At 71.8% G+C, this 25,796-nt stretch carries 26 protein-coding genes and 1 tRNA gene; 12 read left to right on the top strand and 15 right to left on the bottom strand.

What is annotated here, in order from left to right; all coding sequences use genetic code 11:
- Positions 1 to 99: 99 nt before the first annotated feature.
- Positions 100 to 1,320 (top strand): hypothetical protein, encoded by a 1,221-nt coding sequence (locus BIU89_RS00495; protein ID WP_175474948.1) that lies wholly within the window; start codon positions 100 to 102, stop codon positions 1,318 to 1,320.
- A 105-nt stretch (positions 1,321 to 1,425) separates the two neighbouring features.
- Here BIU89_RS00495 and BIU89_RS17930 read toward each other — a convergent pair whose 3' ends face one another.
- Positions 1,426 to 2,481: an amidase domain-containing protein gene (locus BIU89_RS17930; protein ID WP_071244118.1), complete on the bottom strand. Its 1,056-nt coding sequence runs from the start codon at positions 2,479 to 2,481 to the stop codon at positions 1,426 to 1,428.
- Between the two features lie 107 nt (positions 2,482 to 2,588).
- Between BIU89_RS17930 and BIU89_RS00485 the strand changes: the two genes are divergently transcribed.
- A complete protein-coding gene (locus BIU89_RS00485) occupies positions 2,589 to 2,972 on the top strand; it encodes a hypothetical protein (RefSeq protein WP_027466558.1) in 384 nt (127 codons plus the stop codon).
- Positions 2,973 to 3,044: 72 nt separating this feature from the next.
- Here the strand turns inward: BIU89_RS00485 and BIU89_RS00480 are convergent.
- The 4 genes from BIU89_RS00480 to galU form a co-directional block, all read right to left on the bottom strand.
- Positions 3,045 to 3,120: transfer RNA gene (locus tag BIU89_RS00480), tRNA-Ala, on the bottom strand.
- A 73-nt stretch (positions 3,121 to 3,193) separates the two neighbouring features.
- Entirely contained in the window at positions 3,194 to 4,297 is a 1,104-nt protein-coding gene (locus BIU89_RS00475) for a hypothetical protein (RefSeq protein ID WP_071244116.1), read from the bottom strand.
- Positions 4,298 to 4,414: 117 nt separating this feature from the next.
- Positions 4,415 to 5,074, bottom strand: a complete 660-nt coding sequence (locus BIU89_RS00470) for a GNAT family N-acetyltransferase (protein ID WP_071244114.1) — start codon at positions 5,072 to 5,074, stop codon at positions 4,415 to 4,417.
- A gap of 88 nt (positions 5,075 to 5,162) precedes the next feature.
- Complete coding sequence (gene galU, locus BIU89_RS00465; protein WP_027466560.1) at positions 5,163 to 6,053, bottom strand: UTP--glucose-1-phosphate uridylyltransferase GalU; 891 nt, start codon at positions 6,051 to 6,053, stop codon at positions 5,163 to 5,165.
- Positions 6,054 to 6,168: 115 nt separating this feature from the next.
- Here galU and BIU89_RS00460 point away from each other — a divergent pair, with 115 nt between their 5' ends.
- The 3 genes from BIU89_RS00460 to mscL all read left to right on the top strand — a co-directional run bounded on the left by BIU89_RS00460 (position 6,169) and on the right by mscL (position 7,617).
- Positions 6,169 to 6,753 carry a 5-formyltetrahydrofolate cyclo-ligase gene (locus BIU89_RS00460; protein WP_071244110.1) on the top strand — a complete coding sequence of 195 codons (585 nt, stop codon included), beginning with the start codon at positions 6,169 to 6,171 and terminating at the stop codon, positions 6,751 to 6,753.
- 1 nt (position 6,754) lies between these two features.
- Positions 6,755 to 7,045, top strand: coding sequence for an FmdB family zinc ribbon protein (locus tag BIU89_RS00455; protein ID WP_071244108.1), 291 nt, complete (start codon positions 6,755 to 6,757; stop codon positions 7,043 to 7,045).
- 77 nt (positions 7,046 to 7,122) lie between these two features.
- Positions 7,123 to 7,617 (top strand): large conductance mechanosensitive channel protein MscL, encoded by a 495-nt coding sequence (gene mscL, locus BIU89_RS00450; RefSeq protein WP_071244106.1) that lies wholly within the window; start codon positions 7,123 to 7,125, stop codon positions 7,615 to 7,617.
- Positions 7,618 to 7,716: 99 nt separating this feature from the next.
- On the opposite strand, the gene BIU89_RS00445 is transcribed toward mscL, so the two are convergent.
- Complete coding sequence (locus tag BIU89_RS00445; RefSeq protein ID WP_071244104.1) at positions 7,717 to 8,301, bottom strand: CDP-alcohol phosphatidyltransferase family protein; 585 nt, start codon at positions 8,299 to 8,301, stop codon at positions 7,717 to 7,719.
- Positions 8,302 to 8,656: 355 nt separating this feature from the next.
- Positions 8,657 to 12,484 (bottom strand): ATP-binding protein, encoded by a 3,828-nt coding sequence (locus tag BIU89_RS00435; RefSeq protein ID WP_083404080.1) that lies wholly within the window; start codon positions 12,482 to 12,484, stop codon positions 8,657 to 8,659.
- Positions 12,485 to 12,668: 184 nt separating this feature from the next.
- Between BIU89_RS00435 and BIU89_RS00430 the strand changes: the two genes are divergently transcribed.
- The 4 genes from BIU89_RS00430 (at position 12,669) to BIU89_RS00415 (ending at position 16,367) form a co-directional block, all read left to right on the top strand.
- On the top strand, positions 12,669 to 13,541 hold the full coding sequence (locus BIU89_RS00430) for an HpcH/HpaI aldolase/citrate lyase family protein (RefSeq protein ID WP_071244098.1): 873 nt from the start codon (positions 12,669 to 12,671) through the stop codon (positions 13,539 to 13,541).
- A gap of 10 nt (positions 13,542 to 13,551) precedes the next feature.
- Complete coding sequence (locus BIU89_RS00425) at positions 13,552 to 14,019, top strand: DUF6264 family protein (RefSeq protein ID WP_071244096.1); 468 nt, start codon at positions 13,552 to 13,554, stop codon at positions 14,017 to 14,019.
- 144 nt (positions 14,020 to 14,163) lie between these two features.
- Positions 14,164 to 15,411 (top strand): FAD-dependent oxidoreductase, encoded by a 1,248-nt coding sequence (locus BIU89_RS00420; RefSeq protein WP_071244094.1) that lies wholly within the window; start codon positions 14,164 to 14,166, stop codon positions 15,409 to 15,411.
- 77 nt (positions 15,412 to 15,488) lie between these two features.
- Positions 15,489 to 16,367: an aldo/keto reductase gene (locus BIU89_RS00415; RefSeq protein WP_071244093.1), complete on the top strand. Its 879-nt coding sequence runs from the start codon at positions 15,489 to 15,491 to the stop codon at positions 16,365 to 16,367.
- 95 nt (positions 16,368 to 16,462) lie between these two features.
- On the opposite strand, the gene BIU89_RS00410 is transcribed toward BIU89_RS00415, so the two are convergent.
- Positions 16,463 to 16,915: a hypothetical protein gene (locus BIU89_RS00410; protein WP_071244092.1), complete on the bottom strand. Its 453-nt coding sequence runs from the start codon at positions 16,913 to 16,915 to the stop codon at positions 16,463 to 16,465.
- A 149-nt stretch (positions 16,916 to 17,064) separates the two neighbouring features.
- On the opposite strand from BIU89_RS00410, the gene BIU89_RS00405 reads away from it, so the two are divergent.
- A complete protein-coding gene (locus BIU89_RS00405; protein WP_071244090.1) occupies positions 17,065 to 18,030 on the top strand; it encodes an NAD(P)H-quinone oxidoreductase in 966 nt (321 codons plus the stop codon).
- On the opposite strand, the gene BIU89_RS00400 is transcribed toward BIU89_RS00405, so the two are convergent.
- The 6 genes from BIU89_RS00400 to BIU89_RS00375 all read right to left on the bottom strand — a co-directional run bounded on the left by BIU89_RS00400 (position 18,027) and on the right by BIU89_RS00375 (position 24,176).
- A complete protein-coding gene (locus tag BIU89_RS00400) occupies positions 18,027 to 18,803 on the bottom strand; it encodes an amino acid ABC transporter ATP-binding protein (RefSeq protein WP_071244088.1) in 777 nt (258 codons plus the stop codon). The two genes, BIU89_RS00405 and BIU89_RS00400, sit on opposite strands and share 4 nt — an antisense overlap.
- On the bottom strand, positions 18,800 to 19,678 hold the full coding sequence (locus BIU89_RS00395) for an amino acid ABC transporter permease (protein ID WP_027466572.1): 879 nt from the start codon (positions 19,676 to 19,678) through the stop codon (positions 18,800 to 18,802). The genes BIU89_RS00400 and BIU89_RS00395 overlap by 4 nt, the downstream gene beginning before the upstream one ends.
- Before the next feature lie 4 nt (positions 19,679 to 19,682).
- Positions 19,683 to 20,504: an ABC transporter substrate-binding protein gene (locus BIU89_RS00390; RefSeq protein ID WP_027466573.1), complete on the bottom strand. Its 822-nt coding sequence runs from the start codon at positions 20,502 to 20,504 to the stop codon at positions 19,683 to 19,685.
- Positions 20,505 to 20,587: 83 nt separating this feature from the next.
- A complete protein-coding gene (locus BIU89_RS00385; RefSeq protein ID WP_250895887.1) occupies positions 20,588 to 21,106 on the bottom strand; it encodes a cupin domain-containing protein in 519 nt (172 codons plus the stop codon).
- On the bottom strand, positions 21,103 to 22,488 hold the full coding sequence (locus tag BIU89_RS00380) for an amidohydrolase family protein (protein ID WP_071244087.1): 1,386 nt from the start codon (positions 22,486 to 22,488) through the stop codon (positions 21,103 to 21,105). Before BIU89_RS00380 ends, BIU89_RS00385 begins: the two co-directional genes overlap by 4 nt.
- Positions 22,485 to 24,176 carry an adenosylhomocysteinase gene (locus BIU89_RS00375; RefSeq protein WP_071244086.1) on the bottom strand — a complete coding sequence of 564 codons (1,692 nt, stop codon included), beginning with the start codon at positions 24,174 to 24,176 and terminating at the stop codon, positions 22,485 to 22,487. Before BIU89_RS00375 ends, BIU89_RS00380 begins: the two co-directional genes overlap by 4 nt.
- Positions 24,177 to 24,257: 81 nt before the next feature.
- Between BIU89_RS00375 and BIU89_RS00370 the strand changes: the two genes are divergently transcribed.
- Both BIU89_RS00370 and BIU89_RS00365 read left to right on the top strand, forming a co-directional pair.
- On the top strand, positions 24,258 to 24,527 hold the full coding sequence (locus BIU89_RS00370) for a glutaredoxin family protein (protein ID WP_017888006.1): 270 nt from the start codon (positions 24,258 to 24,260) through the stop codon (positions 24,525 to 24,527).
- A 103-nt stretch (positions 24,528 to 24,630) separates the two neighbouring features.
- Positions 24,631 to 24,906, top strand: coding sequence for a GlsB/YeaQ/YmgE family stress response membrane protein (locus tag BIU89_RS00365; protein WP_027466577.1), 276 nt, complete (start codon positions 24,631 to 24,633; stop codon positions 24,904 to 24,906).
- Positions 24,907 to 25,128: 222 nt separating this feature from the next.
- On the opposite strand, the gene BIU89_RS00360 is transcribed toward BIU89_RS00365, so the two are convergent.
- Positions 25,129 to 25,722, bottom strand: a complete 594-nt coding sequence (locus BIU89_RS00360; protein WP_051596964.1) for a TetR/AcrR family transcriptional regulator — start codon at positions 25,720 to 25,722, stop codon at positions 25,129 to 25,131.
- Between the last annotated feature and the right edge of the window lie 74 nt (positions 25,723 to 25,796).

Raw genomic sequence — 25,796 nt, 5'->3', positions numbered from 1 at the left:
CCGACCATTACTGCTCACGATGCACACAGGTTGCCTCGCGGCGGACGCGGGACGGCCCGCGATGCGGGGCGCGGCCCGCGGTCTGGGAGGATCGGGCGGGTGACGAACGTGGCGGAAGCGAGCCGGGCCTCCAGGCGGGGGTTCCGCAGCCTGCTGACCGGACGGCGCAGCGCCTGGACCGCACCGCTGCTGATCTGGGCGGGCTCGCGGGTGGTCAGCACCGTGCTGCTGGCGACCGTGTACCTGCTGGCGACCGCGAACGGCTGGCCGTTCGCCTCGTACCGGCAGGATCCCTCGTTCTTCACGTTCTCGGGCTCGTGGGACGCCTCGTTCTACCGGATCATCGCCGAGCACGGGTACCCGGCGACGCTGCCGACCGATGACTCCGGGCACGTCCTGCCGAACGCGTGGGCGTTCCTGCCGGTGTTCCCCGCGGTGGTGCGGGTCGTGATGACGCTGACCGGAGCGTCGTTCTGGGTCGCCGGGGTCGTGGTGGCGTCGATCGCCGGAGCGGGCGCCTGCGTGCTGCTGTACCGGCTGGTGCTCGCCGTCGGGTGCTCGCATCGGGCCCGCTGGGCGACCGCACTGTTCGCGTTCGCGCCGACGGGGTTCCTGCTGCAGGTCGCCTACGCGGAGAGTCTGCTGCTCGTGCTGCTGTTCGGCGCCCTGCTCGCCCTGGTCCGGCGACGGTACTGGCTGATCGCCCCGCTCGGTGTCGTGGCGGCGTTCACGAAGCCCGGGGTCCTCGCGCTGGCGCTCGCGCTGGCCGTGCACCTGGTCCTGCGGTGGGTGGCCTGGCGCCGGCAGCAGGACGCGTTCCCGTGGCGCGACCGGATCGCGATCGTGGTGACCGGCCTGGTCGTCGCGGCTGCGGGACTGGCGTGGCCCGTCATCGCGACGGCCGTGACCGGGCGACCGAACGCGTACCTGGACACCGAGCTGTCGTGGTGGGTGGGGTTCGTCGGCCGCCGGCACTTCGCGCCGCTGACGCCGTGGTTCACGATGGCGTCGACGTGGCTCGGGCCGCTCGGCATCGGACTCGTCGTGGGGGTGCTCGCCGGCGCGGTGTGGTTCTTCTCGCGTAGGAGCACCCGGGCCCTGGGCACCGACTTGCTCGCGTTCACGGCGTCCTACGGGCTGTACCTGGTGGCGGTGTTCCTGCCGCAGCAGTCGTTGCCGCGGTTGCTCATGCCGATGGCCCCGTTGCTCGGGTCGGACGTGTTCGTGGGGACGCGGCGGCGGGCGGTGACGTGGCTGGTCGTCGGGGTGTGCCTGCAGCCGGTCGCGATCGTGCTGCTGTGGTTCCTCGGGTACCCGTGAGCGGTGCTGGTCGTCGGCTCTGCAAGACGCCGGTGTTCGCCGGTTGAACACGCACAGACCGCGGTGCGACGTGCGAACACCGGTGTCTTGCGGGCCTGGTGAGCGCTACGCGTCGAACGTGTGGAACCAGGCCGATCCGCCGGGGTGCTGCACCGTGATCATCTCGTCGAGGTCGCGGTAGGGGCCGTCCTGGTTGTGGCTCGCCGACTTGATGCGGATGGTGCCGTCGGGCTCGGTGAAGACCTCGGACACGATGGTGGTGTGGTCGGGTGAGCCGTTGGCGTTCCAGTCGAAGAACACGATGTCGCCGACCTTGACCTTGTCGCGCTCGTCCGAGGAACGCCGGGTGAGCCCGAACTCGCCCGCGTTGTCCGCGAGCCAGGGGTCCATCGTCGGGCAGTAGGTCCACGTCGCGCTGTGCTCGGCACCGGCGGCCCGGTTGTACCAGTCGGACCGCTGCTCCCACCCACGGGCGATGAGGGTCTGGCTGACGTAGTTCGCGCAGTCGCCACCGATGGGGTTCATCGTGCCGTACTCGGCGAGGTTGTAGTCCTTCCAGTACCGCATCGCGTAGGCGAGCTGCCGGTCGACGTCGGTCAGTGCGGCGTAGGCGAGGGTGGTCGAGGCGACCGCGCTGCCCGCAGCGGGCGTCGCTGCGGCGGTCGGCGTCGGTGATGCGGTCGAGGTGTCCTGGGTGGCGCCGCTCTGCCCGTCGTTCGCGGCGCTGCCGTTGCCGTCGGAGGACTGGTTCGCCGACGGGGTCGGTTCAATCGCGGACGTGAAGAGTGCGACGTCGGCGTCGCCGGCCGTGTACATCGCCTGGTGCGGGGCCGTGAAGGTCACCTTCGACGCGGTGGCCTGCACGTCACGCGCCGCGACTCCGCCGACGGTGACGCCCTTGACGGCGGCGAGTCCGGTCCCCGCCACGGTGACCGTGACGCCACCGACGAGCGGGACCTGCGCCGGAGCGAGGGACTTCGCGACGGGCTTCGCGGTCGGTGCGGACGAGGCGTCTCCACCAGAGCTCCCACGCCCGCCGCCCGAGCCCCTGCCCGAGTCGCCGCCCTTGTCGCTGCCGGAGGAGCACGCCGCGACGGCGAGCCCGATCCCGGCGACGCCGGCGAGGGACAGGAGTGCGCGGCGGTTCATCGAGGCAGTCATGACACGACCAGCGTAAGCGACACCTCCGTCGTTCCGACACGGCATGATCGTCTTCGGGGGCGAGCGTCCTCCGTGTCCCAGCGGACCCGTTCGGAAGGAACACACACATGCCCGAGAGCCACGACTTCTTCGTCGCGACCGACCCCGAGACCGCCCGTGCACAGGTGCGCGAGGCCCTGTCCCGCGAGGGCTACACCGTCGACGACGCCGAGCAGGGTTCACTCCGTGCGACCCGCGGCAGCCTCGGCCTGACGCTGCTCATCGGCGGCATGGCGAACGACCGCACGTTCCACACCCGCCTGGACGTGCAGATCATGATCGCCCCGGACGGCCGCACCGTCGCCCGGCTGCTGCGCGGCTCCGGCAAGTCCGCGATCAAGGGCGGAGCGCTCGGCATCTCGCGCGGCAACCGGGCCTTCGAGCAGGCCGCGAACGCCATCCACACCACCTTCGCGCAGTCCGGCGTGCTGACGGAGAGCATCGCGGGCTGACGCCCGACGAACAGCCCGACAACGGCAGAACGGCCCGGAACCTGTGGGTTCCGGGCCGTTCGTGTTGCTACCTGGTGGAGCTAAGGGGATTCGAACCCCTGACCTTCTCATTGCGAACGAGACGCGCTACCAACTGCGCCATAGCCCCAAGTGCTCGATCACATTAGCACCCTCGGTCGGCCCAGCCGAAATCGCCGGTGGCCCGTCGGGCGTGCCGCGGGTCAGACCGCGCGGCGCCGCCGCATGATCGCGTCGAGGTCGGCCTGCTGGTAGGCGTCGTCGTCGAGGACCCCCATGCCGGCCCACTTGCTCGGCGGACCGGCCGGAGCGGCGGGTTCGTCGGCAGCGGGAGCAGCAGCGGAGGCAGCGGCAGCAGGAGCAGCGGGCGCTCGCAACCCGAGCCGCTCGGCCAGACGCCCCTGGTCGTGCGCGGACAGCGATGCCGCAGCTTCCTCGAGCTCGGGTCGCATCCGCGAAACCCGCGCCAGCGACGGGTCGGACTCCCCCGCGCGGATCGCAGCCGCTTCGGCCTCGGCTTCCGCCTTGGCCGCAGCGACGCGCTCCTTCAACCGGGCGGCGAGTTCCGCCGACGACTCGGGCGATGCAGCCGGTGCGCTCGGCCGCTCCACGTAGAGGGGCTTGGGCACGTGGTTCGGGGTCCACGAGCGGCCCGCAGCGGGTGCAGCGGGCTGCTCGGTCGACAGGGGCGGGGCCGGGTCGGTCCAGGCGGTGGCCGGCCGGGAGGCGCGGGTCGCGCCCGTCTCGCCGGCCGCGAGACGCTGCTTCCGCGCCGTCGCCACCTGGTGCAGCTGGGCCAGGACCGCTGCGGACCCACCGGCGGCGACGAGGCCTGCGACACCGACGAGCCAGAGCGACGGTGCCGCGACGAACACCACGAGGGCCACGACGATGCCGAGCGTGCCGAACAGGGTCGCTCCGAGCCGGGAACGGCGCATGCGCATCGCGGTCAGGGCCGGCACGGCGGACGCCCGCTCGAGCACCGGGGCCTGCTCGGCCAGGCGGCGGGTGATCTCACGCTGCCGCGCCGCTTCGTGGGCTCGGACGATGGCGGTGCGCTTGGCCTCTTCGGACCGGGCGACGCGCTGCGCCTGGGCGAGGGACTTCGCGTTCATCTCGATGCGGACCTCGTCCGGCAGCTCGGCGGTCTGCGCGAGGATCCGGAGGGTCTGCTGCAGCCGGATGGCGTTCCGCTCGGTGGCCAGGTACTGGCGGCGGGCGGCCCACGACGGCATCAGGTAGACGAGCCAGAGGACGGCCGCGACGAGCAGGACGATGCCGCCACCCCACGAGCCGATTCCTGCCATGCGAACACGGTAGGGGCGGCGGTTCCCGCGCCGCGTCATTGCCGGACGCGTGTTGCGCGTGTCGGGGGCGAATCTGCGGGGGCGAGCCGCGCCTCCAGGCCCGTGACAGGCGGCCCGTCAGATGCGGGGCGTCGTGTCCAGCGGCATCGCGGCCTCGTCGCGTGCTGCGAGCGGCACGGTCCCCACACCGAGAGGCACCTGCCCCTGGACCCAGCGCTCGAGGACGCCGCCGCGGACCTCCTCCGCCACCAGCGCGAAGCAGAAGTGGTCGCGCCAGTCCCCGTTGATGTGGATGTAGCGGCGACGGAGTCCCTCGTACCGGAAGCCGAGCTTCTCGACGACGCGCAGGCTCGGGGCGTTCTCCGGCCGGATGCAGATCTCGATCCGGTGCACGCCGAGCGACCGGAAGCAGTGGTCGACGGCCAAGGCGACCGAGATCGGCGTCACGTTGTGGCCGGCGGCGTCCTCGACGACCCAGTAGCCGATGGAGGCACTCGCGAGCGAGCCGTAGGAGATGCCGGAGACGTTGAGCTGACCGACGAAGCGGCCGTCGAGCTCCATCGCGAACGGGAGTCCGAGTCCCGCGCGGGCGTTGGCCTGGAGCGCGCGGATGCTGCCGCGGACGTCGGTGGAGACGTGTCCGGAGGGGTTCGTGGCCTCCCAGGTGCGGAGCCACGAGCGGTTCGTCGCGAGTGCCGCGTCGAGGTCGCGGGTGTCGCGGAGCCGGAGGGGCCGGATGGTGACCCGCCCGTGGGACAGGGTCGGGATCGTCGTCATCGCTGGGTTCCTCCGGGGTCCCGCCGCTGTGCGGGACGGGGTGTCCCGCCCGGGTTCGTCCTGTGACGGACCCGGGCGGGATGGCCGACTATTCGCCCGCGTTGAACTCCTTCAGCCACGACTTGAGGTCGGGGCCGAGGTCATCGCGGTCCGAGGCGAGCTGCACGATCGCCTTGATGTAGTCGAGTTTGTCACCGGTGTCGTACCGGCGTCCACGGAACACGACGCCGTACACGCCGCCGGTCCACTCTTCGGCGCTCGCCATCTTCATGAGCGCGTCGGTCAGCTGGATCTCGCCGCCCTTGCCCGGCTCCTGCTTCTCGAGGACGTCGAAGACCTCGGGACGGATGACGTAGCGGCCGATGATGGCCAGGTTCGAGGGCGCCTCGCCCTGCGGGGGCTTCTCGACGAGCCCGGTGATCTTCACCACGTCGTCGGTGTCGGTCGGCTCGACCGTGGCGATGCCGTACAGGTGGGTCTGCGACTCGGGGACCTCGAGCAGGGCCACGATGGTGGCGTTCTTCTCGCCCTGGACCTCGATCATGCGCTGGAGCAGCGGGTCACGGGCGTCGATGATGTCGTCACCGAGGAGCACGGCGAACGGCTCGCGGCCGACGTGCATCTTCGCGCGGAGCACCGCGTGGCCGAGGCCGAGCGGGTCGCCCTGCCGCACGTAGTGCATGTCAGCGAGGTCCGTCGACTGGTTCACCTTCTGCAGCTTCTCGTGGTCGCCCTTCTTGCGGAGGGTCTCCTCGAGCTCCGACACGTGGTCGAAGTGGTTCTCGAGCGCGTTCTTGTTGCGCCCGGTGATCATCAGCACGTCGGTCAGCCCGGCACCGACAGCCTCTTCCACCACGTACTGGATGGCCGGCTTGTCGACGACGGGGAGCATCTCCTTCGGCATCGCCTTGGTCGCGGGGAGGAAGCGGGTACCCAGCCCTGCGGCCGGGATCACCGCCTTCGAAATCTGGAAGCCCATGGTCAGACCGTATCCGATCCCCCTTTCGAGGGCATGTCGTCGCTCCGGGGGACACGGGACCCCGCGGGTTCCCGGCGGGAAGCCGCAACCGTGCCCCCTCGGTAGACTCCTGCCCATGATCGCCGATCTCGGGAACGAGAAGCGCGCCCTGCGAGCCGAACTCCGGCAGCGGCGGCGCACCCGGACCACGACCGAACGCGACGCGGACACCCAGACCCTGACCGCGACCCTGCAGCGCTTCGTCGAGGAACGCCAGGTGACGTCCCTCGCCCTGTACCTGTCCGCACCGGACGAGCCGAACGTCCGCCCGTTCCTGAACTGGGCGTTCGGGCAGGGCATCCGCGTGCTGCTGCCGGTCACCCGCGAGGACGGGCTGCTCGACTGGGCCGTCGGCGACGGCGAGAGCGAGACCGAGAGCCTGCTCGGCCTGCCCGAGGTGGTCGGCGAGGTCCTGTCCCCGCTCGCGATCAACGACGTCGACGCGATCCTCGCCCCGGCGGCGGCGGTCGGGCACGATGGCGTCCGCATGGGCTGGGGCCGCGGCTACTACGACAAGACCCTCGGGTCCATGGCGAACCGCCCGCCCGTCTATGCTGTGATCTTCGACGCGGAGTACCTCGACGAGGTCCCGCGCGAACCCCACGACGAACCCGTTGACGGCATCATCACGCCGTCGCGCATCATCACGTTCCGGAGCTGACGTGCCCACCTACTCGTACCGTTGCACCGAGTGCGACAACGCGTTCGACATCAAGCAGTCCTTCTCCGACGCCACCCTGACGGAGTGCCCGGTCTGCGGTGGCGTCCTGCGGAAGGTGTTCTCCCCCGTCGGCGTGACCTTCAACGGCGGCGGCTTCTACCGCACCGACTCGCGTCCGGCCCCGAAGTCCGAGGGCTCGTCGAGCTCCCCCGCGAAGTCCGAGCCGAAGAAGTCCGAGCCGGCGAAGAAGACCGAGTCGAAGCCCAGCGGCTCGAAGCCCGCCGCGTCCTGACGCGGCCTGCGCTCTCCGGATAGGTTGGGGCGCGTCGCCACCCGGCGGCCGTCCTCGACCCGGAAGGAGACCCTCGTATGAAGGGCTTCAAGGAGTTCCTGCTCCGCGGCAACGTCATCGACCTGGCCGTCGCAGTCGTCATCGGTGCGGCGTTCACCGCGATCGTCAGCACGATCGTCAGCGCCCTGATCAACCCGCTCATCGGTGCGGTGTTCAACGCCTCGAGCCTCGACAAGGCGCTGGTCGTGGCGATCCCCACGTTCTCCGGCGGTGACGCACAACTGAAGTTCGGCGCGATCATCGGCGCCGTCCTGAACTTCGTCATCGTCGCCGCGGTCGTGTACTTCGCGCTCGTCGTGCCGGTCAACCACCTGAAGAAGGCGGCGTTCGAGCGCGTCAAGAACGACGAGGAGCAGACCCCGCAGGACGTGCCCCCGACCGACGTCGAGGTACTGCTCGAGATCCGCGACCTGCTCCGCCCGCAGACCGGCGGTGCCACGAGCGCGGGCGCGCACATCGCCCCGTCGAACGCTCCCGAGGGGCCCGGCATCGGCGGCTCGACGAAGCTCTAGCCCCGGCGCCGTCGCAAGACACCGGTGTTCGCGCGCTGCACACCCGCAAACCGCGGTGCGCAGCGCGAACACCGGTGTTTTGCGGAGAGGGCGGCCTCGTCAGGCGGCGGGGACCGCCCGGCGCTTCGCGAACATCGCGACGGCGTACTGGGCGCCGGCGAGCACGTGGCCCGCGGTGCCGAGGTACACGAACACCAGGGCCACGACCCGGACCCACGGTGCGTTCTCGTCGACGGTGTGCACCGCGGAGAACAGCAGCACCGGCAGCCCGACGAACAGCAGGGCCGAGCGGATCTTGCCCGTCCACGTGACGTCGAGGTCCGGATTGCCGTGGAACAGCACGCTCGACAGGACGACGAGCACCAGGTCGACGAGCACCACGACCGCCACCACCCACCAGGGCAGCAGGCCGACGAGCACCAGGGACAGCACGATCGCGATGATGGCCAGGCGGTCGGCGACGGGGTCGATCGCCTTGCCGAGCTTGGATCCCTGGTCGAACCTGCGGGCGATGAAGCCGTCCGCCCAGTCGCTCACGCCGATCACGACGAGGGCGACGAGCGCCCAACCCGGGTGTCCGGCGACGACGAGGCCGATGAACACCGGGATCAGCACGAGGCGGAACAGCGTGATCAGGTTCGGCCAGGTCTGCCAGTCGGGGCGCTGTCGCGCGGTGTCAGTCATCACGGGCCAGGCTACCGGTTACCAGTGCGGGGGGACGTCGCGTCGGAGCTGGTCGTCGTTCTCACCGTCGCGGTGCCGCGCCGGTTCCGGCGGCGGAGCGGGGTCGTAGCCCGCCACCGGCTGGGTGGTGACGCGTCTGCGGCGGCGCGCCGGGCCTCCCGGCTGGTCCGCCGTCTCGCGTCCGGACGACGCTGCCGATCCGGGAGGCGCGGCTGACGACGCGTCGTCGGCCCGCGTCCACGTGCCCACCAGCTGGTCCGTCTCCGGCGTCACCGGACCGGCGGGCCGCGAGGCCCGGCGGCTCATCGGCGGGCGGGGCCGACCGTGGACACGCTGGGATCGAGATCCTGCGTGCTCACCGGCGGGCGGGGATCGGGGGGATCGAGATCTCCTGCGTAGCGCCGCGGTCGACCCCGAGCACGGCGGCGACGGTGTCGGCGACGCGGTCCGGGTCGGAGAACAGCTGGAACGCGTGCACGCGCACGTAGTGCCAGCCGAGTCGGCGGAGCACCTCGGGACGCAGGCGCAGGGACTCGCGCAGCGATCCCTTGACCAGCGACGCGTCGGTCTCGATCGTGACGCACACCCCGCCGTGCGCGGCGACGAGACCGAGCTTGCCGCGGTGTCCGAGCGCCACCGGGATGCCGCGCATCTCGAGGCGCCGGGCCAGGTCGACGAGCAGGGGGTCGGAGTCGTCCGGCACGTACTCGGCGGTGGTCCGGGCACGCACCTCAGCCAGGATCTCGGCGAGGGCGACGGTGCCGTGGCCCATGCGCTCGGCCTCGATGTCCGACGGCTGGAAGCAGGTGACGATGACCATCGAGCGACGTGCGCGGGTCATGGCGACCGCCAGCAGCCGCTCGCCGCCGGGCTTGCCGAGCGGACCGAAGTCGCGCAGCACGCGGCCGTGCGGGGTGCGGCCGTAGCCGATGGAGAACACGACGCGGTCGCGGCTCTGCGCCACCGACTGCTCGAGCGTCGCCACGATGAACGGCTCGGCACGGTCGCCGATGACGAACTCGGTCAGGTCCTTGTGGCCCTGGGCGGCGGTCAGCACGGCCTGCTCGACGCGCACGGCGTGCTTCGCCGACGCGGTGATGACCATGAGCGACTCGGTCGGACGGGTGCGGGCGTGGTCGATGACGAGCCGGACCACGCGGTCCACCTCGGCGTCGACGCTCTCGACGGCACCGGACTCGGGGTCGGGCACGGCCTTGCCGTCGCTGACGTAGTCGAGCGCGATCGACCCGTGGCCGAGGAACGAGCCTGCCCACGGCAGGGACTCGATCTTGCCGCCGTAGAAGCGACGGTTCACGAGCTCGGCCAGGTCCTCGCCGCCGGCGCGGTACGACCGCGACAGCGACAGGGTCGGCAGCAGGGTGGACAGCTTCGCCAGGGCGGAGTCGGCGTGGAACGCGTCGAGCGTGCCCTCGTCGACCTGCAGCGCCCGGTGCTCGGGGTCGACCGCGATGCGGAACGGCGACGGCGTCTGGGTGACCGGGTCGCCGAACACGACGGTCTGGCGGGCACGACGGACGGCACCGACGGTCTCGGCGATCGTCACGGCGCCGGCATCGACCAGGATCACCGTGTCGAAGGGCATCGTGTCGGCGATCTGCGGCACCTCGTACGGGCTGGCGAGCCAGACGGGTGCGATCGAGCGGGACAGGTGCGGGGCGGAGTCCTGCAGCAGACGCGAGGTGATCGCGCCGTCGCGGAGCTGGGTCTTGAGCGCCGTCGCTTCCTCGGGCCAGTCGACGAGACCGACCTTCCAGTTCTCGGCGAGCTGCCACGCGAGGCCCTGGGAGACTCCGGCCGCATGGGCGTCGTCCACCAGGCGGAAGTCGGCCTCGACCCGGTCGAGCATGTCGGTGTTCGCGCCGAGCAGGGCCCGGTCGGACTCGAGCATGGTCTCGAGGGCGGACTGCCACCAGGCGAGCTCGAGCTCGGCCGGCACCTGCACGTCCGGCACGTGCCGGTTCGCCAGGTCGGTGATGAGCGGCTCGAGCTGCAGGTCGCGCAGGGTCTGCATGAGCTCGGTGCGCTCCTGCAGGTTGTGCAGGACGTCGGACTCGGCGGCGAGCTCGGCGATGGTCGGGACGAGCTGGTCGACCGGGGTGTTCGCGAGCTGGCGGTCACGTTCGGTGCGGCCGAGCGGCTCGTCGAGTCGCGCGAGGTCCTCGGCGACGTTCGAGAACAGCACCTGGACGTCGGCGATGCCCGTGGGCACCTCGGGGTTCACCCCGGCGGCGACGTAGCGCTGCCAGAGCACCCGCTGCTGCTGGACGCGGGTCAGGGCCTCGTGCAGGTCGGACACGTGCACGCCCGGGCGGACGTACTCGCGGGCGAGCTTCTTGAGCCGGCGACGGTTCGTCGACGACATCGGGGCGCCCTCGCCGCGGGGGGCGGTGGCGGCCACGAGCTCGGACACCGAGCGGTCGAAGACCACCGGCAGGAAGCGGTCGAGCGTGTCACGGATCTCGGTGAGCAGGCGCAGGTAGATGCCGAGCTCGTTGATCGTCGTGAACTGGCGCATGTGCGTCGAGCTCACCAGGTCGTGGGCGCGGCGGAGCAGGGTCGGCAGGCCGTCGGCGTCGAGGTCCTTCGCGATGCGGTGCGCACGCTGGGCACCGTCGCTCGAACCGAACTTCGCGCCGTACCAGGGCGAGTCGTCGGGGCCGTAGCGGAACTCACCGAGGTTCGCGGCGCTGACCATCGTCTCGGCGACGCGCGAACGGCCGTCGACCATCGAGGCGACGGACTGCTTCGACAGGCGCGCGGTGGTCGACGGGGCGACGGGCAGCAGCGACAGGCGCGACAGCTCCACCAGGCAGTCGAGCACCGAGACGCCGAAGTCGGGGTCCTTGCGGGTGAGCGATCCGCGGTAGTCCTTCAGCACCTTGCGCAGGCGGACCAGTGCGTCGTCGACCTCGCGGAGGTTCGGACGCGCGGCCTTCTCGTTCCGGGCGATGGCACGGACGACGTCGCGGCGCAGGGTCGACGGCGTGACCGCGACCCCGGGCAGCTGGACCTCACCGAAGCGGGCGGCGATGCCCCGCAGGGTCGCGCGGCGCGGGCTCACGACGAGCACGCGCTTGTTCGCGGCGACCAGGCCGCCCAGGGCGTTCACGATGGTCTGGGTGCCACCGGTGCCCGGAAGGGTCTTCACGACGATGGAGTTGCCGGCCGTGATCTGCGCGATCACGTTCTCCTGCTCGTCGTCGGCGTCGAGCAGGAGCGTGTCGGTCTCCGGGCTGCGCTCGTCCGACGGGGTCTGCTCGACCGGGTGGTAGGACTGCTCGACCTGCCACTTCGCGCTCGGATTGCCGGCGAGGGCGTCGAGCACGGGGTGCGACAGGTCGCCGGTGTCCTCGACCATCCCGGTCGCGACCTCGGCGAAGGTGGACACCACGAGTCGGGCGTGCACCGAGAAGCCGGGGATGTGCGCGGTCAGGCCACGCAGGCGGTCGATGACGGGGTTCGGCGTGAAGGAGCCGTCCTGCTGCGCGAGGGCCACGAAGGACTGCGCGTCGAGGATGACCCCGAACTGCTCGTGCAGCGCGTCGGCGAGGCCCGGGTTGAGCACCGGTTCGCCGAGCAGGCGCACCTCGAAGTCGCGTCCGTGCCGGCGGATCGCCAGGGGGCGGAGGAGCACCGGGCCGCGGAACTGCTCGTCGCCGTGCTTCCAGTCGGCCATGCCGATGCCGAGCTTCACGGCGTCGATGCCGCGCACGGTCGCCAGCTCGGTGCCCTTGGCCTCGACGTGTCCGGCGGCCACGCGGGCGGCACGGAGCGCCACCTCGTCGCGGATCAGGCTGGACAGCAGGGTCGTCTTGCCGGTGATGAACTGCGCGAGACCGCCCGGGTGGGTGGTCGAGAGCTCGATGCGGGCGCGCGGGTGGTCGCTGAAGTGCGTGAGCGGGCTCGTGCCGCCGACACCGGTCAGCTGGGTGCGCCAGCCGTCCCACGTCGGTTCGGCCGCGTTGCCGGCCTGCAACCGGGGGTCGCCGAGGCTGATCGCCTGCGGGCTCGTCATCTGCAGCTCCGGGCGGAGCGTGCGGTCCGGCTCGTCGTCGGTCCGTTCCTGGTCCACGTCCTGCTGCTCGTCTCGATCGTCGTCGGGGCGCGCGCGGGCACCCTCGACGGGGACGTCGTCGTTCACGTCGTCCTCACCGTCGGTCACCCTGTCCGCTCGCCACACATCCGACACTGTAGGCGGAACCGGACGGCCTCTCTGGCAATGAACCGAGGTTTCGGGGTTTCCGCACGGACCTGACCGGCGTCAGACCCGACCTGCAGCACGCCAGACCCGACGTACGGCGCGTCCGATCCGACGGCGGCCCCGTCCGGTGTGGTACCAACGGGGCATGGCCATCGACGACCGCACCACTCCGTCCGCCCCCACGCCGAACCGGCGTCGATCGGTCCCCGCCGAGATCTCACGGTCGTGGCTGTTGGTCTCCGGCACCGCCACCGACCGGTTCGACAAGTCCCAGCGCTCCCGCGCCGACCAGATCATCCTGGACATCGAGGACGCCGTCGACCCCGCCGCGAAGCCCTCGGCCCGGCAGGGCGTCGCCGCCTGGCTCGCCGGCGGCGGCGAGGCCTGGGTGCGCATCAACGACGTCACCACGGACTTCTGGGCGGACGACGTCGAGGAGCTCCGCGGCCTGCCCGGGCTGCAGGGCGTCATGCTCGCCAAGACCGAGTCCCCCGCACAGGTCACCGACACCTGGCACCGGCTCGGCGGCCAGACGCCGGTGATCGCCCTCGTCGAGTCGGCCCTGGGCATCGAGGAGTCCGTGTCGATCGCCAAGGCGCAGGGCGCGTTCCGCCTGGCCTTCGGTTCCGGCGACTACCGCCGTGACACCGGGACCAGCGCCGACACGCTCGCGATGGCGTACCCGCGGTCGAAGCTGGTCGTCGCCTCGCGCGTCGGCGACCTGCCGGGTCCGATCGACGGCCCCACGGTCGGGTCGTCGCACCCGATCCTCCGCGAGCAGTCGCAGGTGGCCGTGTCGCTCGGCCTCACCGGCAAGCTGTGCCTGGACACCGAGCAGCTCCCCGTCATCAACGAGGTCATATCCCCCACGCCGACCGACGTCGCCTGGGCGCAGGACTTCCTCGACGACTTCGAGGCCCGCGGTCGGGTCGTCCGCGACGGTTCCGACCTGCCGCGGCTGGGTCGGGCGCAGAAGATCCAGCGGCTCGCACAGGCGTTCGGGGTCGAGGCGCGGTAGGACTGCACGCATGACCTGGTCCAACGTCCCCGGCCCTCCGCCGCAGTCCTCCTCCGGCCCCACGGACGCGCAGCGCGCGGCGTGGGAGCGCGGTGGCACCACGCTGTTCCCGCCGGCGAAGCTCGCCGACCGGATCTCGACGGTGCTGCTCCTGGTGTTCGGTGCCGTCATGACCGCGATCACGGCGGTCGTCGGCATCGTCGCGATCGCCTCGGCCACGGCTGAGTGCGACGCCGCGGCCGGGTGCACACCCGGTGGGTACTTCGGTGGCGCGGCCATCGCGGTCGGTGGCGCCTTCGTCATCGGGGTCGCCACCATCGTGCTGTCGATCGGCGCGTGGATCCGACGGAAGCCGTCCTGGTGGATCGCGGCGATCGGCTTCGTGCTCGCGATCGTCGTCATCGCCTGGGGCGGGGTCGTCTTCGTGAACGCCGTCGACAGCGGGTCCGGATCGTCGTCGGTGTCCGCCAGCGCCTGACCGACGCGCACGGACACCACCCGTCCGACCGGACACCGGTCGTCCACCGCGTGTCGGGCCTGCGAACGCGTGTGCGTTCCGGCCTGGAGGCGCGGGTCGGGGCCGCCACGCGCCTCCGGTCCGGACCGGGGTAGCGTCCCGGGCATGGTGACGGTGTCGCGGACGACGGTCGCGGTGGTCGGTGGCGGCCCCGCAGGGGTCGTCCTCGGCCTGCTGCTCGCCCGCGCCGGCATCGACGTGCGCGTGCTCGAGCGGCACGACGACTTCAACCGGGACTTCCGGGGCGACACGGTGCACGCCTCGACCATCCGGCTGCTCGACGAACTCGGACTCGGTGCAGCGTTCCGGGCGTTGCCGCAGTCACGCCTCGACGACTTCTCGCTGCCGATGCCCGACGGCTCGCGGCTGCTGCTCGGTGACTTCTCGCGTCTCGCGCCCCCGTACGACCACGTGGCGATGGTGCCGCAGTGGGACCTGCTCGACCTGCTCGTGACCGCCGCCCGTCGGGAACCGTCGTTCCGCATCGCGATGGGCCTCGCGGCGACCGGACTCATCGAGGAGAACGGAGTCGTGACCGGGGTCCACCTGCGGCCGAGGGACGGGGCCGACGAGCCCGAGGAACTCCGCGCCGACGTCGTGATCGCCTGCGACGGGCGGAACTCGGTGCTGCGTCGCGCCGCCGGGCTCGTGCCGCGAGCGTTCCGGGTGCCGTTCGACACCTGGTGGTTCCGGTTGCCCCGGCACCCCGGGGACGCGGCGAGCGCCCTCACCCCCGCGTTCTCGGACCGGGACGTGCTGCTGAGCTTCCCGCGGCCGGACTACCACCAGGTCGCGTACTTCGCGCCGAAGGGCTCGGACGCGGCCCTGCGCGCTGCAGGGGTGGCGGCCTTCCGTGCCCGGGTGGCGCGGCTCCGACCGGACTTCGCGGACCGGGTCGACGCGATCACCTCGATGGACGACGCGCACGTGCTCGACGTCCGCATGGACCGCCTGCGCCGGTGGTGGCGCCCGGGGCTGCTCTGCATCGGGGACGCCGCACACGCGATGTCGCCCGCCGGTGGGGTCGGCATCAACCTCGCGGTGCAGGACGCGGTGGCGACGGCGACGATCCTGGTGCCGGCGCTCCGACGTGGACTCCGCGGTGGCGGCCTCGACCGGGCGCTCGCAGCAGTCCAGCGTCGTCGGACCCCGCCCGCCGCCCTGGTGCAGGCCGCGCAGGCCGTGCTGCACCGGGTCGTGTTCGAACGGGCCTTCGCCGGGCACCTGCAGGACGGTCCGCCGCTGCTCCCGGTGCTGCTCGCGCGCTGGGTCCCGCCGGTCCGGGGCCTCTACGCCCGCGGCATCGCGTTCGGCCCGCTGCCTGAGCACGCGCCCGCGTGGGCACGTCGGTGACCGGGAGCTCGTCGGTGCGGGCGCCTCGTCGTGCGGGAACTGGGCGTCGGCGTCGGTGCCGGGCGCATGCTGGGCCGATGAAGCAACGAGTCATCGGAGACGTGTCCGTCAGTGCCATCGGTCTGGGCGGGATGCCCATGTCGATCGAGGGCCGGCCGGACGAGCGTCAGTCCATCGCCACGATCCACGCAGCGCTCGAGAACGGTGTCACGCTCATCGACACCGCGGACGCCTACCACCTGGGCGGCCACGACGAGGTGGGGCACAACGAGGAGCTCATCGCGCGGGCCGTCCGGGAGTTCCACGACGACACCTCGGACGTGCTCATCGCGACGAAGGGCGGACACCTGCGCCCCGAGGCCGGCAACTGGGCGCAGAACGGGCACCCGGAGTACCTGAAGGAGGCGGCGAAGGCCTCGGCGAAGCGGCTCGGCGTCGAGCAGATCGGCCTGTACCAGTTCCACCGGCCCGACCCGGCGGTGCCGTACGCCGACTCGATCGGGGCGCTCGCCGAGCTGCTCGACGAGGGCGTCATCCGGATGGCGGGCATCTCGAACGCCGACCCGGACCAGATCCGCACCGCGAACGAGGTGCTCGGCGGACGCCTGGCGTCCGTGCAGAACCAGTACTCGCCGAAGTTCCGGTCGAGTGAGCCGGAGCTCGAACTGTGCGACGAGCTCGGCATCGCGTTCCTGCCGTGGAGCCCCCTCGGTGGCATCGGGAGCGCGGCGGACCTCGGGACGGCGTTCGAGGACTTCGCGTACATCGCCCGCGACCGTGGGGTCACCCCGCAGGTCATCGCGCTGGCGTGGGAGCTGCAGAAGAGCGACGTCGTCGTGCCGATCCCCGGCGCGTCGCGGCCGCAGTCGATCCTGAACTCGATCACGGCGCCGACCGTGCGGCTGCGGCCGGAGGACGTCGCACGCCTCGACGCCTCGCAGCCCGCGGCCGTCTGACGCCCGTTCCCCCGACGGGGGAAGCACGGCGCCCCGCCGCTCCTGGTCCAGGAGCGGCGGGGCGTCGTCACGTGCGGGGCTGGGCGCGAGCCCGCTCAGCTCTTGGCGGGGCAGACCGCCGAGACCTGGTCGAGGGTGGTCTGCACCTCGGTCTGGGCCTTCTTGACCTCGGCGGAGTCCTCGGCCGCACCGGAGCGGATGGCGGAGCTGTAGCCCTTCGCCGCGCCGGAGAAGTCCTCGAACGTGTCGTGGACCTGGTCGTTCGAGACCTTCTTCAGCGCCGAGTCGATGCGCTGGACGAACTCGTCGACGAGCGCCGCACGGGCCTTCGGGTCAGCCGGGGCAGAGCTGGAACCCTGCTCCTTGAGGAACGACGCGAGTTCGTTCTCGAGCAGGGAGCAGGCTTCCCCCTTGGTCTGGGCGGGTGCTGCGGTGGCGGTCTTCGAGGCCGACGGTGCGCTGGACGAGCCCGAGTCGCCGCCGGAGCAACCGGCGAGCAGCGTGAGTGCGAGGCCGGCGGTGGCCAGCGCGATGAGCTTCTTGGGCATGGTGGAGAGTCCCCCTCGATCTGTCCGCACTCCCCCGGATGAGGTGCAGATCCGTCGTCGAGCGTACAGGGAACCTCCACAGGGACACCGGCGGCAGTTGTGGGCGACCGGCAGCCGGCCGGAGGCGGGTGGCGCGTACCGTCGAGGGCATGCGAGCCATCACGTTCGACGACGCTTCCATGTCCGTCACCGACCTGCCCGACCCCGAACCCGGCACGGACGAGGTCCTGATCGAGGTCGCCGCGGCCGGCGTCAACAACGCCGACCTGCAGCAGCGCGCCGGGAACTACCCGCCGCCGCCCGGGGCGTCGGAGATCCTCGGGCTCGAGGTCTCCGGCACGGTGCGGGCCGTCGGCGCGGGCGTCACGACCGTGGCGGTGGGCGACCGGGTGTGCGCGTTGCTCTCCGGCGGCGGGTACGCGGCACTCGTGGTCGCGCCGGTCACCCAGGTGCTGCCGGTCCCCGAGGGCGTCGACCTGGTCGAGGCGGCCGGACTGCCCGAAGCCGCGTGCACGGTCTATTCCAACATCGGCATGCTCGCCGGACTCCGCCCCGGGCAGACGCTCCTGGTGCACGGGGGTACGGGCGGCATGGGGTCGCACGCGGTGCTGTGGGCGAAGGCCCTCGGTGCGACGGTGATCGCGACGAGCGGCGGCGACCGCAAGGTCGCCGCGTCCCGTGACCTCGGCGCCGACCTGGTCATCGACCACCGCACGGAGGACTTCGTGGAACGCGTCATGGCGTTCACCGACGGTGTCGGCGTCGACGTCGTGCTCGACGTCGTCGGACCGTCCTACCTGGAGCGGAACCTGCAGGCCCTCGCCCCGAACGGGCACGTCGCGGTCATCGCCTCGGGCAGCGGCCGCGCCACCGAGCTCGACTTCGGGGTGCTGATGCGGAAGCGCGCGACGATCAGCGGCACGACCCTGCGCGCACGGCCGCTCGCCGAGAAGGCCGCCATCGTCGAGGCGGTCCGCTACAACGTCTGGCCACTGGTCGCCGACGGCCGGGTGCGCCCGGTCATCGACTCGGTGCTGCCCCTGGCCGAGGTCGAGGAGGCCCACCGCCGCGTGCGCGACGGCGAGGTCATCGGCAAGGTGCTGCTGACGCCCTAGGCGTGCACGCGGGCGAGGAACTCGACGAGCGCCGGGTGCTGCGGGTGGTCGAGGACGTCGGCGGGGGAACCCTGCTCGACGACCTCGCCGCGGTGCAGGAACACGATCCGGTCGGCGACGTTCCGCGCGAAGTGCATCTCGTGCGTCGTCATCAGGATCGTCGAACCCTGTCGCTTCAGCTCGGTGACCAGGTCGAGCACCTCGCCGACGAGCTGCGGGTCGAGGGCGCTCGTGACCTCGTCGAGCAGCAGGAGTTCCGGGTCCGACGCGATCGCCCGGACGATGGCGACGCGCTGCTGCTGCCCGCCGGACAGGCGGTCGGGGTACGCATCGGCGAACGAGGCGAGCCCGATCCGGTCGAGCAGCCGACGAGCGGTCTCCTCGGCCTGCGCCTTGCCGACGCCGTGCACCTGCCGCGAGGCCAGCGTGACGTTGTCGAGCACGCTCATGTGCGGGAACAGGTTGAACTGCTGGAACACCACGCCGATGCGCGCCCGCACGGCGTCGACGGCGATGCGCGGGTCGGCGATGTCCGTGCCCTGCAGCAGGATCTCGCCGTCGTCGATGCCCTCGAGCAGGTTGACCGTCTTGAGCAGCGTCGACTTGCCGGAGCCCGAGGCCCCGATGACGCAGATGACCTGGTGGCGGTGGACCGTCAGGTCGATCCCGCGCAGGACCTCGTGCTCGCCGAACGCCTTGCGCAATCCGCGCAGTTCGAGGACCGCGGCGTCCGTACCGGACGCACCACGGGCCTCCAGGCCGGCCTCGCTCATACGGTCCCTCCGATCTGCTCGCGCCGCTGCTGGCGACGCGCGATCGCGTCCGTGACGCGGATCAGCGGCAGGCTGATCACGACGAACAGCAGCCCGGCGACGAAGTACGGCGTGAAGTTGTAGGTCTCGGCCTGCGCGATCTGGGCGGAGCGGACCGCGTCGACGGCCCCGAGGATCGACACCAGGCCGACGTCCTTCTGCATCGACACGAAGTCGTTCATGAGCGCCGGGGTGACCTTGCGGATCGCCTGCGGCAGCACCACGAGCCGCAGGGTCTTGGTGTGCGAGAGTCCGAGCGACCGGGCGGCCAGGCGCTGGGAGGGGTGCACGGCCTCCATGCCGGCGCGGAGCACCTCGGCGATGTAGGACGAGTAGGTCAGGGTGATCGCGATCGTGCCCCAGACCTCGGCGGGGAGCCGCGGGAACACCCCGAGCCCGGGGATGCCGTAGCCGACCAGGTAGAGCACGATGATGAGCGGTAGGCCACGGAACAGGTCCGTGTAGCCGGTCGCGAGCATCCGCAGCGGGAAGAACACCGGGTTGCGCAGACCGCGGACGACCGCGAGCAGCGTGCCGAAGACGGCGACGCCGATGGCGCTGAAGAACAGGATCCGGACGTTCAACCAGAGGCCCAGCAGGATGTCCGGGAACGTGTCGACCGCGGTCTCCGGGTCGAAGAACGACTGCTGCACCGCCGCCCACCCGGGGGTGTTCACGACGCCGAAGTACACGACGGCGAGCACGACCAGGGTGGAGACGACCGACACCACGACGGAGCGACGGCCACGCTGGCGACGGTAGAGCCGACGCTCGAGCTCGACCTGGCTCGGTGCGGGTGCGGCGACCGGGGTGCCGGCCCCTGCTGGCAGGGTCATCCGGTTACTTCAGGACCGGCGTACCGGTCTCCGACGAGAGCCACTTGGTCTGCAGGTCCTGCAGGGTGCCGTCGTCGTCGAGGGTCTTCAGGGCCTTGTCGACCTTGCTCGTGAGCTCCGAGTCCTTCGGCAGGACGAAGCCGAACTCGTCGCCCTTGCCGTCGGACGGGAACTGCGCGGACACGGTGCCGTCGTCGAGCTGCGCCGAGGCCATGTAGAACGCCGTCGGCAGGTCGGTGACGATCGCGTCGATCTGCCCGGACTTGAGCGCGAGCACGGCGTCGTCGTTGGAGTTGAACACCTGCGGCGTGACCCCGAGGACGTCCTTGACGCTCGCGATGCTCGTCGAACCGGTCGCGACGCCGATGGCGTCCTGCTTGAGCGCGGCGATCGTGGTGTCGTCGGCGGCCTTCGACCCGGACGTGGTCACGACCGCCTGGGTCGTCGTGTAGTAGGCGCTCGACATGTCGACGGCCTTCTTGCGCTTCGCGTCGATCGAGAACTGCTGGACGTTGAGGTCCCAGTCCTTCGGCCCCGGTGCGATGGCGCTGTCGAAGGTGCTGCGCTTCCAGACGACGTCGGACTTGCCGTAGCCCATCTCCTTCGCGACGGCGTACGCCACGGCGGACTCGAAGCCCTTGCCGGACTCGGGCTTGTTGTCCTCGATCCAGGGCGAGTACGCCGGGTCGCCGGTGGCGATCGTGAGCTTGCCGTCGGTCACGGTGCCGTCGGCGTTGCTGCTGCCCCCGGCGGAGCAGGCCGACAGGGCGAGGGCGGCGACCGCGGCGGTGGCGACGGCGAGGGTGAAGCGGAGGTGACGGGTCACGGTCGGGCCTTCGTGCGAGGGGGGTGGGGGCAGGTCGAAGTGTACTTCGCGGTGGGATACCAACGCGAAACGGTGTCGCGGTGCTACTCGGCGGCAGGGTCCCCGTCGTCGGCCATCGTGAAGTCGTCGAACGAGAAGCCCGGCGACACCAGGCAGCTCAGCAGCACCTCGCCGTCGCCCGGGATCGTCCGCTGCCACACGCCACCGCGCACGAACGCCTGCGCGTCGTTCACCCGGTCGCGTCCGGCGTCCGGGCCGAGGGTGATCGTCGCGCCGGGCTCGGGGACGTCACCGTCGCCGCCGAGCTGCAGGTCGACGGTGTCCGGCCCGTGCCACATCCAGATCTCGTCGCTCGTGACCCGGTGCCAGGCGGAGGCCTCGCCCGGGGGCAGCAGGAAGTGGATCAGGGTGGCGGCGGGACGCTCCCCCGCGGGGGTGGTGACCGTCGCCGGCGAGGTCCAGGTGCGGACGTACCAGCCACCCTCGGGGTGCGGTTCCATGCCGAGGGCGATCGCGCGCTTCGGCACGTCGAGCCACTCGATCAGCTCACCGGTGACGGTTCGGCGTGCGGCCATGCCGGGGTGGGGTGCGGACTCGGTCATCGTTCCTCCTGGTGCGGTGCGGGGATGTCCATGTGCGGGGAAGCCGGCTCGGTGACCCCGCCCGCCACGGCGCGCACGACCCCGCGGATCACGGTGGCGGCCGCCCGCCCGGCGCCGTCCTCGACGAGCTCGGCGAGCGCGTCCGGCACCGTGCGGGCGTCGACGTCGAAGACCGCCAGGTCGGCACGCGCCCCGACGGCGAGGTGCCCGATGCGGTCCGGTCCGACGGCCAGCCCCATCGCGTGCGCACCACCGAGGGTCGCCGCTGCGAGCAGTCGCTCGTGCAGGTCACGGTGCCCGTAGCCCTGGGCGCGGGCGATGCGGTGCAGCGCGGTGACGTCGGCCATCAGGTCGAGGGACGGCGACGACGACAGGGAGTCGGTGCCGATCGCGATCGGGCTGCCCTCGCGCAGGTAGTCGGCGACGGGCGGCGGGTCGAGGCCGATGACGGCGTTGGAGCGGGGGCACAGCGCCACCGCGGTGCCACGGGCACGCAGGAGCGCCCGGTCGGCGGCGGTCATGTACACGCCGTGGGCGATGTGGCAGTCCGGCCCGAGCACGCCGAGGCGGTCGACGAACGCGGTCGCGCTGGCACCGAAGCCCAGGGCTCGCAGCGCCCGGAACGACGGCACGTTCGCCAGGTGCCAGTCGTTCCCGTGGCCGACGCCGTCGACCCCGTCGAGCCCGGGGACCGGACCGAGGGCGGTGCGCTCCCCTTCGAACGCCGCCTCACCGAGGTGCAGGTGCAGCCGCAGGCCGCGCTGCCGCACGATGTCGGGGAGCTCGAGCAGCGGAGCGACCTCGAGCGAGTACGGCGCGTGCGGCGACAGGCCGGCACCGGGTGTCGTGGGGATCCGGTCGAGTTCGTCGAGCACCTGGTCGCGACCGTGCGTCTGCCAGGCGTCGTTCTCCCAGTCCATCACCTCCCAGTACGCGATGCCACCGAGCCCGGCGTCCTGCAGCGCGGTCGAGGCCTCGATGTCGGTGACGATGTCCGCGATGCTCGTGACGCCCGCCAGGATCGACGCCCGTGCACCGTCCGCGGCTTCGGCCCGCCAGTCGTGCGGTTCGGCGTAGTCGACGTTGAACGCCGCGGCCCAGTCCTCGAACCCGTCGTACTGGCGTCGGCCGACACCGGACATGCCGGTGTACTGGAGGTGCGAGTGCGCGTTCACGAGTCCGGGCAGGAGCGCGCCGCGCCACTGCCGCTCGGTGAACGTCGCGCCGGACCCGGTGAGCTGGTCGATGACCCACGACCGGTCGCCGACGTGCAGGATGCGGCCGTCCTGCACGGCCACCGCGCCGTCGGCGATCGGCGGCGCCGTCATCGGGACGACGACGCGCGCCGAGTGCACGGTGACCGGGTGTGGACGAGCGCTCATGCCGGGTCTCCGAAACGGTGGGTCCGGACGTCCGGCTCGCGGTCCGCCGGGTGTTCAGCGGGGAGCCCTGGGCCCACGGGTCGGCTCCCGAAGGCGGCGAGCGCCGCGCGGGCGGTCACGTCGTCGACCGCGGGGTCGATCGGCACGACGGCACGCTCCAGTTCGTCGCCGCGTTCCAGGAGCATCCGGACGGCGCCGAGCTGCACGGCGAACGACAGGTCCATGATCTCGACCGGGTTGCCCTCGGCCGCGGTGATGTTGATGCAGCCGCCGTCGTCGAGCACGATCGGCCCACCGTCGGTACCCGGGAAGACGAACCGCTCGGCCTTCGGCCCCACGTCCTGACGCCGGACCCCGGCGTCGAGGGCGTCGTCGATGGCGATCTCCTGGTCGACCCCACCGGCGACGGCGAGGACCGCACCGTCCGCGCAGGCACGGAGCACCTCGAGGTCGATGGTGTCCGGCACCCCGGTGGCGCTCATCACGAGGTCGGCGTCGCGCACCGCCTCGACGAGCGGGGCCACGGCGTACCCGGCGAACCGCGCCTGCAGGGCGCGGACCGGGTCGGTCTCGGCGACCGTCACCCGGAACCCGAGGGCGGTGAGCACCAGGGCGACCCCCTCGCCGACGTGCCCGAACCCGGCGACGACCGCCGCGCCTCCCGGCATCACCCGGCGCGTGCCGGACGCGAGCCCGTCCACCAGGTCGAGCACCGCGAACACCGTCGACTGCCCGGTGCCGTACCGGTTGTCGAAGAACGTCTTGGTCCGGGCGTCGTTCACCGCGATCACCGGGATGCCGAGCTGGCCGCGCGCCGCAAGGACACGCAGGGGCCGCAGGCCGCTCGTGGTCTCCTCGGCGGCACCGAGCATCGTCGGCAGCAGGTCTGGGCGTTCCTGGTGGGCGAGCCGGATGACGTGCGAGCCGTCGTCGAGCAGGATGTGCGGCGCGGTGTCGAGCATCGCGAGGGCCAGCTGCTTCTGCTCGGGGAGCGTCACCGTGCTGCTCGCGAACACCGTCAGGCCGGCGGACCGCAGGGCCGCGGCGACGGCGTCGTCGGTCTCGTCGGCGTGGGCGTAGACGACGACCTCGGCACCGGCGTCACGGAGCAGCAGGCTCAGCACCGCCGTCTTGGGCTCGAGGAACATCGCGACGCCGATGCGCGTGCCGCGCAGGAGTCCGCCGTCGCGGAGCTCCGCGGCGACCGAGCGGGCAACCGGCATCGACCGTCGTGCCCAGCGCAGGCGGGCGTCCGCCGCGGGGTCGTCCTCGGGGTCGCGGCCGGTGGACACCAGGAAGACGTCGTCGGACAGCATCGGCACGGCGAGCACGCCGGGGCGCGCGGGTGCGACGGGGCCGAAGGCGTCCTCGTCGACGGCGGGCAGGTACCGGCCGGCGTCGATGACGACCAGGGTGGTGCCGCGCGGGCGGTCGGCGGCCTGCTCGACCGCGGGGGTCGATTCGTCGGGCATGCCGAGGCACCAGAGCTGGTCGACGAGGTCGGACGGCTGCTCGGCCTCGCGCGCGCCGAGTGCTGTCAGCAGGTGCCGCAGTGCCGCGGTATCCCGGGGGTCACCGCCGACGATGCGGAACCGGCGGGCGGCGACGAGCAGGTTGGTCGCCGCGGCGAAGCGCCGAACGGCCGCCGAGGCCCAGGCCAGCGTCGCGGGGTCGGGTGCTGGCGGCATGTGCCAATCGTAGGGCGAGCGGGGCGCGGGTCCGGCGGCGCTCCGGGAATGCCCGGGGGCGCTCCGACGTACTCTCTGCACATGAGCGATGCGACGACTGCCCCCGACCGCGTGACCATGTTCGGTGCCGACTGGTGCCGCGACTGCCGTCGGTCCAAGGCGCTGCTCGACACCCTCGGCGTGGACTACGAGTACGTCGACGTGGAGCAGGACCTGTCCGCTGCCGACCGTGCCGAGGCCATCAGCGGCCGGAAGAACATCCCCGTCGTGGTGCTGCCCAACGGCAAGCACTTCGTCGAGCCGTCGGACGCCGAGCTGCGGGCCGAGCTCGAGGCTTCCGGCGTGGTCTGATCGGCGAACCCGACAGTCCTCCCAGGAACCCCGGAGTTTCGTCGGATGTCGGCCCTGACTCCGGCAACCATGCCGCGGCAACCGCACCCACGAGGAGGACACCGTGCTCGGTCTCATCATCAGCTTGATCATCATCGGACTCATCGCCGGCGCTCTCGCCCGGCTCATCATCCCCGGCAAGCAGAACATCGGCATCCTCATGACGATCGTCCTGGGCATCGTCGGATCGTTCGTCGGCGGGTTCCTCGGGTTCCTGATCTTCCAGCACGACCCGATGGACGGCTTCTTCCAGCCGGCCGGCATCATCGGTTCGATCATCGGCGCGATCATCGTGCTGTTCATCTACACCCGCGTCGCGGGCCGCGGCTCGCGCCGCTAGTCACGACGCTGCCGGTCTGACCGGCGAACAACCACAGTCACCCCGAACCGCGTTTCCACGTGGTTCGGGGTGACTTTGTTTGTGCGGGCCGACTGCGCGCTGCGGGCTGCGACCGGGTCGTGTCGTCCGCCACGGCCTGGAGGCGCGGTGCGGGTCGGACCGGCACCGCGCCTCCAGGCCGTGGTCGCCCCTGCGCCGGGGGCGACGCGATGGTCACGCTGATCAGGCGGTGGCGAGCCGCCCCATCTCGCCGACGACCGCGCGCAGCCGCGCAGCCAGTTCGTCGCGGGAGCCGTCCGCTGATCGGTGGGCGGACTCGATCACGGCGGCCATCACGAGGGTGGTCGCGGTCCGCGCGGTGTCCTCGTCGACGCGCTCGGCGGCCACCGCCAGCACGGTCTGCCGCGCGTGCGCCATCCACTGCATCATCGCCGGGACCATCTCGGGGCGGGCTCGGACGAGCTCCTTCATGCGCCGGCGGTCCTGCGGCAGGGTGACCGTGTGCGCGACGAGGTCGCAGAGGTCCGACACGAGCGGCCCCGTGGCACCGAGGAACGCTGCGCGTGCCGTGTCCGGGACCGTCGTCGCCGGCAATCCGAGGGCTGCTTCGGCCTTCGACGGGAAGTAGTTGAAGAACGTCCGCGGGGAGACCCCCGCGTCCGCGCAGATCTGCTCGACGGTCACCCCGGCGAGTCCTTGGTCGGTGACGAGGGCGAGCGCCGACCGGTGGATGGCGGCCCGGGTCTGCTGCTTCTTGCGCTCCCGCAGGCCGCAGTCGGTCAGGGCGGTGGCCTCGGTGGTGGTGAGCTCGTGCACGTGCTGCGCTCCGTCTTGTTCTCGGGTTGGTGCGACGCCGGGCCCCCGCGTCCTGTGACGAGGAGGCCCGGCGT

It is taken from the genome of Curtobacterium sp. MCBA15_005 (assembly GCF_001864855.1).
Lineage (GTDB): Bacteria > Actinomycetota > Actinomycetes > Actinomycetales > Microbacteriaceae > Curtobacterium > Curtobacterium flaccumfaciens.
This window is presented reverse-complemented; position numbering and strand designations above follow the sequence as displayed.

Bases quoted from the DNA above. Each gene is read 5' to 3' on its own strand.
- BIU89_RS00400 (WP_071244088.1), bottom strand. From the start codon at position 18,803: ATGAGCGAGGCCGGCCTGGAGGCCCGTGGTGCGTCCGGTACGGACGCC.
- BIU89_RS00385 (WP_250895887.1), bottom strand. From the start codon at position 21,106: ATGACCGAGTCCGCACCCCACCCCGGCATGGCCGCACGCCGAACCGTC.
- BIU89_RS00470 (WP_071244114.1), bottom strand. From the start codon at position 5,074: ATGACGACGATCCCGACCCTGTCCCACGGGCGGGTCACCATCCGGCCC.
- BIU89_RS00460 (WP_071244110.1), top strand. From the start codon at position 6,169: ATGATCGCCGATCTCGGGAACGAGAAGCGCGCCCTGCGAGCCGAACTC.
- BIU89_RS17930 (WP_071244118.1), bottom strand. From the start codon at position 2,481: ATGACTGCCTCGATGAACCGCCGCGCACTCCTGTCCCTCGCCGGCGTC.
- BIU89_RS00395 (WP_027466572.1), bottom strand. From the start codon at position 19,678: ATGACCCTGCCAGCAGGGGCCGGCACCCCGGTCGCCGCACCCGCACCG.
- BIU89_RS00485 (WP_027466558.1), top strand. From the start codon at position 2,589: ATGCCCGAGAGCCACGACTTCTTCGTCGCGACCGACCCCGAGACCGCC.
- BIU89_RS00370 (WP_017888006.1), top strand. From the start codon at position 24,258: ATGAGCGATGCGACGACTGCCCCCGACCGCGTGACCATGTTCGGTGCC.
- mscL (WP_071244106.1), top strand. From the start codon at position 7,123: ATGAAGGGCTTCAAGGAGTTCCTGCTCCGCGGCAACGTCATCGACCTG.
- BIU89_RS00410 (WP_071244092.1), bottom strand. From the start codon at position 16,915: ATGCCCAAGAAGCTCATCGCGCTGGCCACCGCCGGCCTCGCACTCACG.
- galU (WP_027466560.1), bottom strand. From the start codon at position 6,053: ATGGGCTTCCAGATTTCGAAGGCGGTGATCCCGGCCGCAGGGCTGGGT.
- BIU89_RS00425 (WP_071244096.1), top strand. From the start codon at position 13,552: ATGACCTGGTCCAACGTCCCCGGCCCTCCGCCGCAGTCCTCCTCCGGC.
- BIU89_RS00380 (WP_071244087.1), bottom strand. From the start codon at position 22,488: ATGAGCGCTCGTCCACACCCGGTCACCGTGCACTCGGCGCGCGTCGTC.
- BIU89_RS00420 (WP_071244094.1), top strand. From the start codon at position 14,164: ATGGTGACGGTGTCGCGGACGACGGTCGCGGTGGTCGGTGGCGGCCCC.
- BIU89_RS00405 (WP_071244090.1), top strand. From the start codon at position 17,065: ATGCGAGCCATCACGTTCGACGACGCTTCCATGTCCGTCACCGACCTG.
- BIU89_RS00475 (WP_071244116.1), bottom strand. From the start codon at position 4,297: ATGGCAGGAATCGGCTCGTGGGGTGGCGGCATCGTCCTGCTCGTCGCG.
- BIU89_RS00445 (WP_071244104.1), bottom strand. From the start codon at position 8,301: ATGACTGACACCGCGCGACAGCGCCCCGACTGGCAGACCTGGCCGAAC.
- BIU89_RS00415 (WP_071244093.1), top strand. From the start codon at position 15,489: ATGAAGCAACGAGTCATCGGAGACGTGTCCGTCAGTGCCATCGGTCTG.
- BIU89_RS00375 (WP_071244086.1), bottom strand. From the start codon at position 24,176: ATGCCGCCAGCACCCGACCCCGCGACGCTGGCCTGGGCCTCGGCGGCC.
- BIU89_RS00430 (WP_071244098.1), top strand. From the start codon at position 12,669: ATGGCCATCGACGACCGCACCACTCCGTCCGCCCCCACGCCGAACCGG.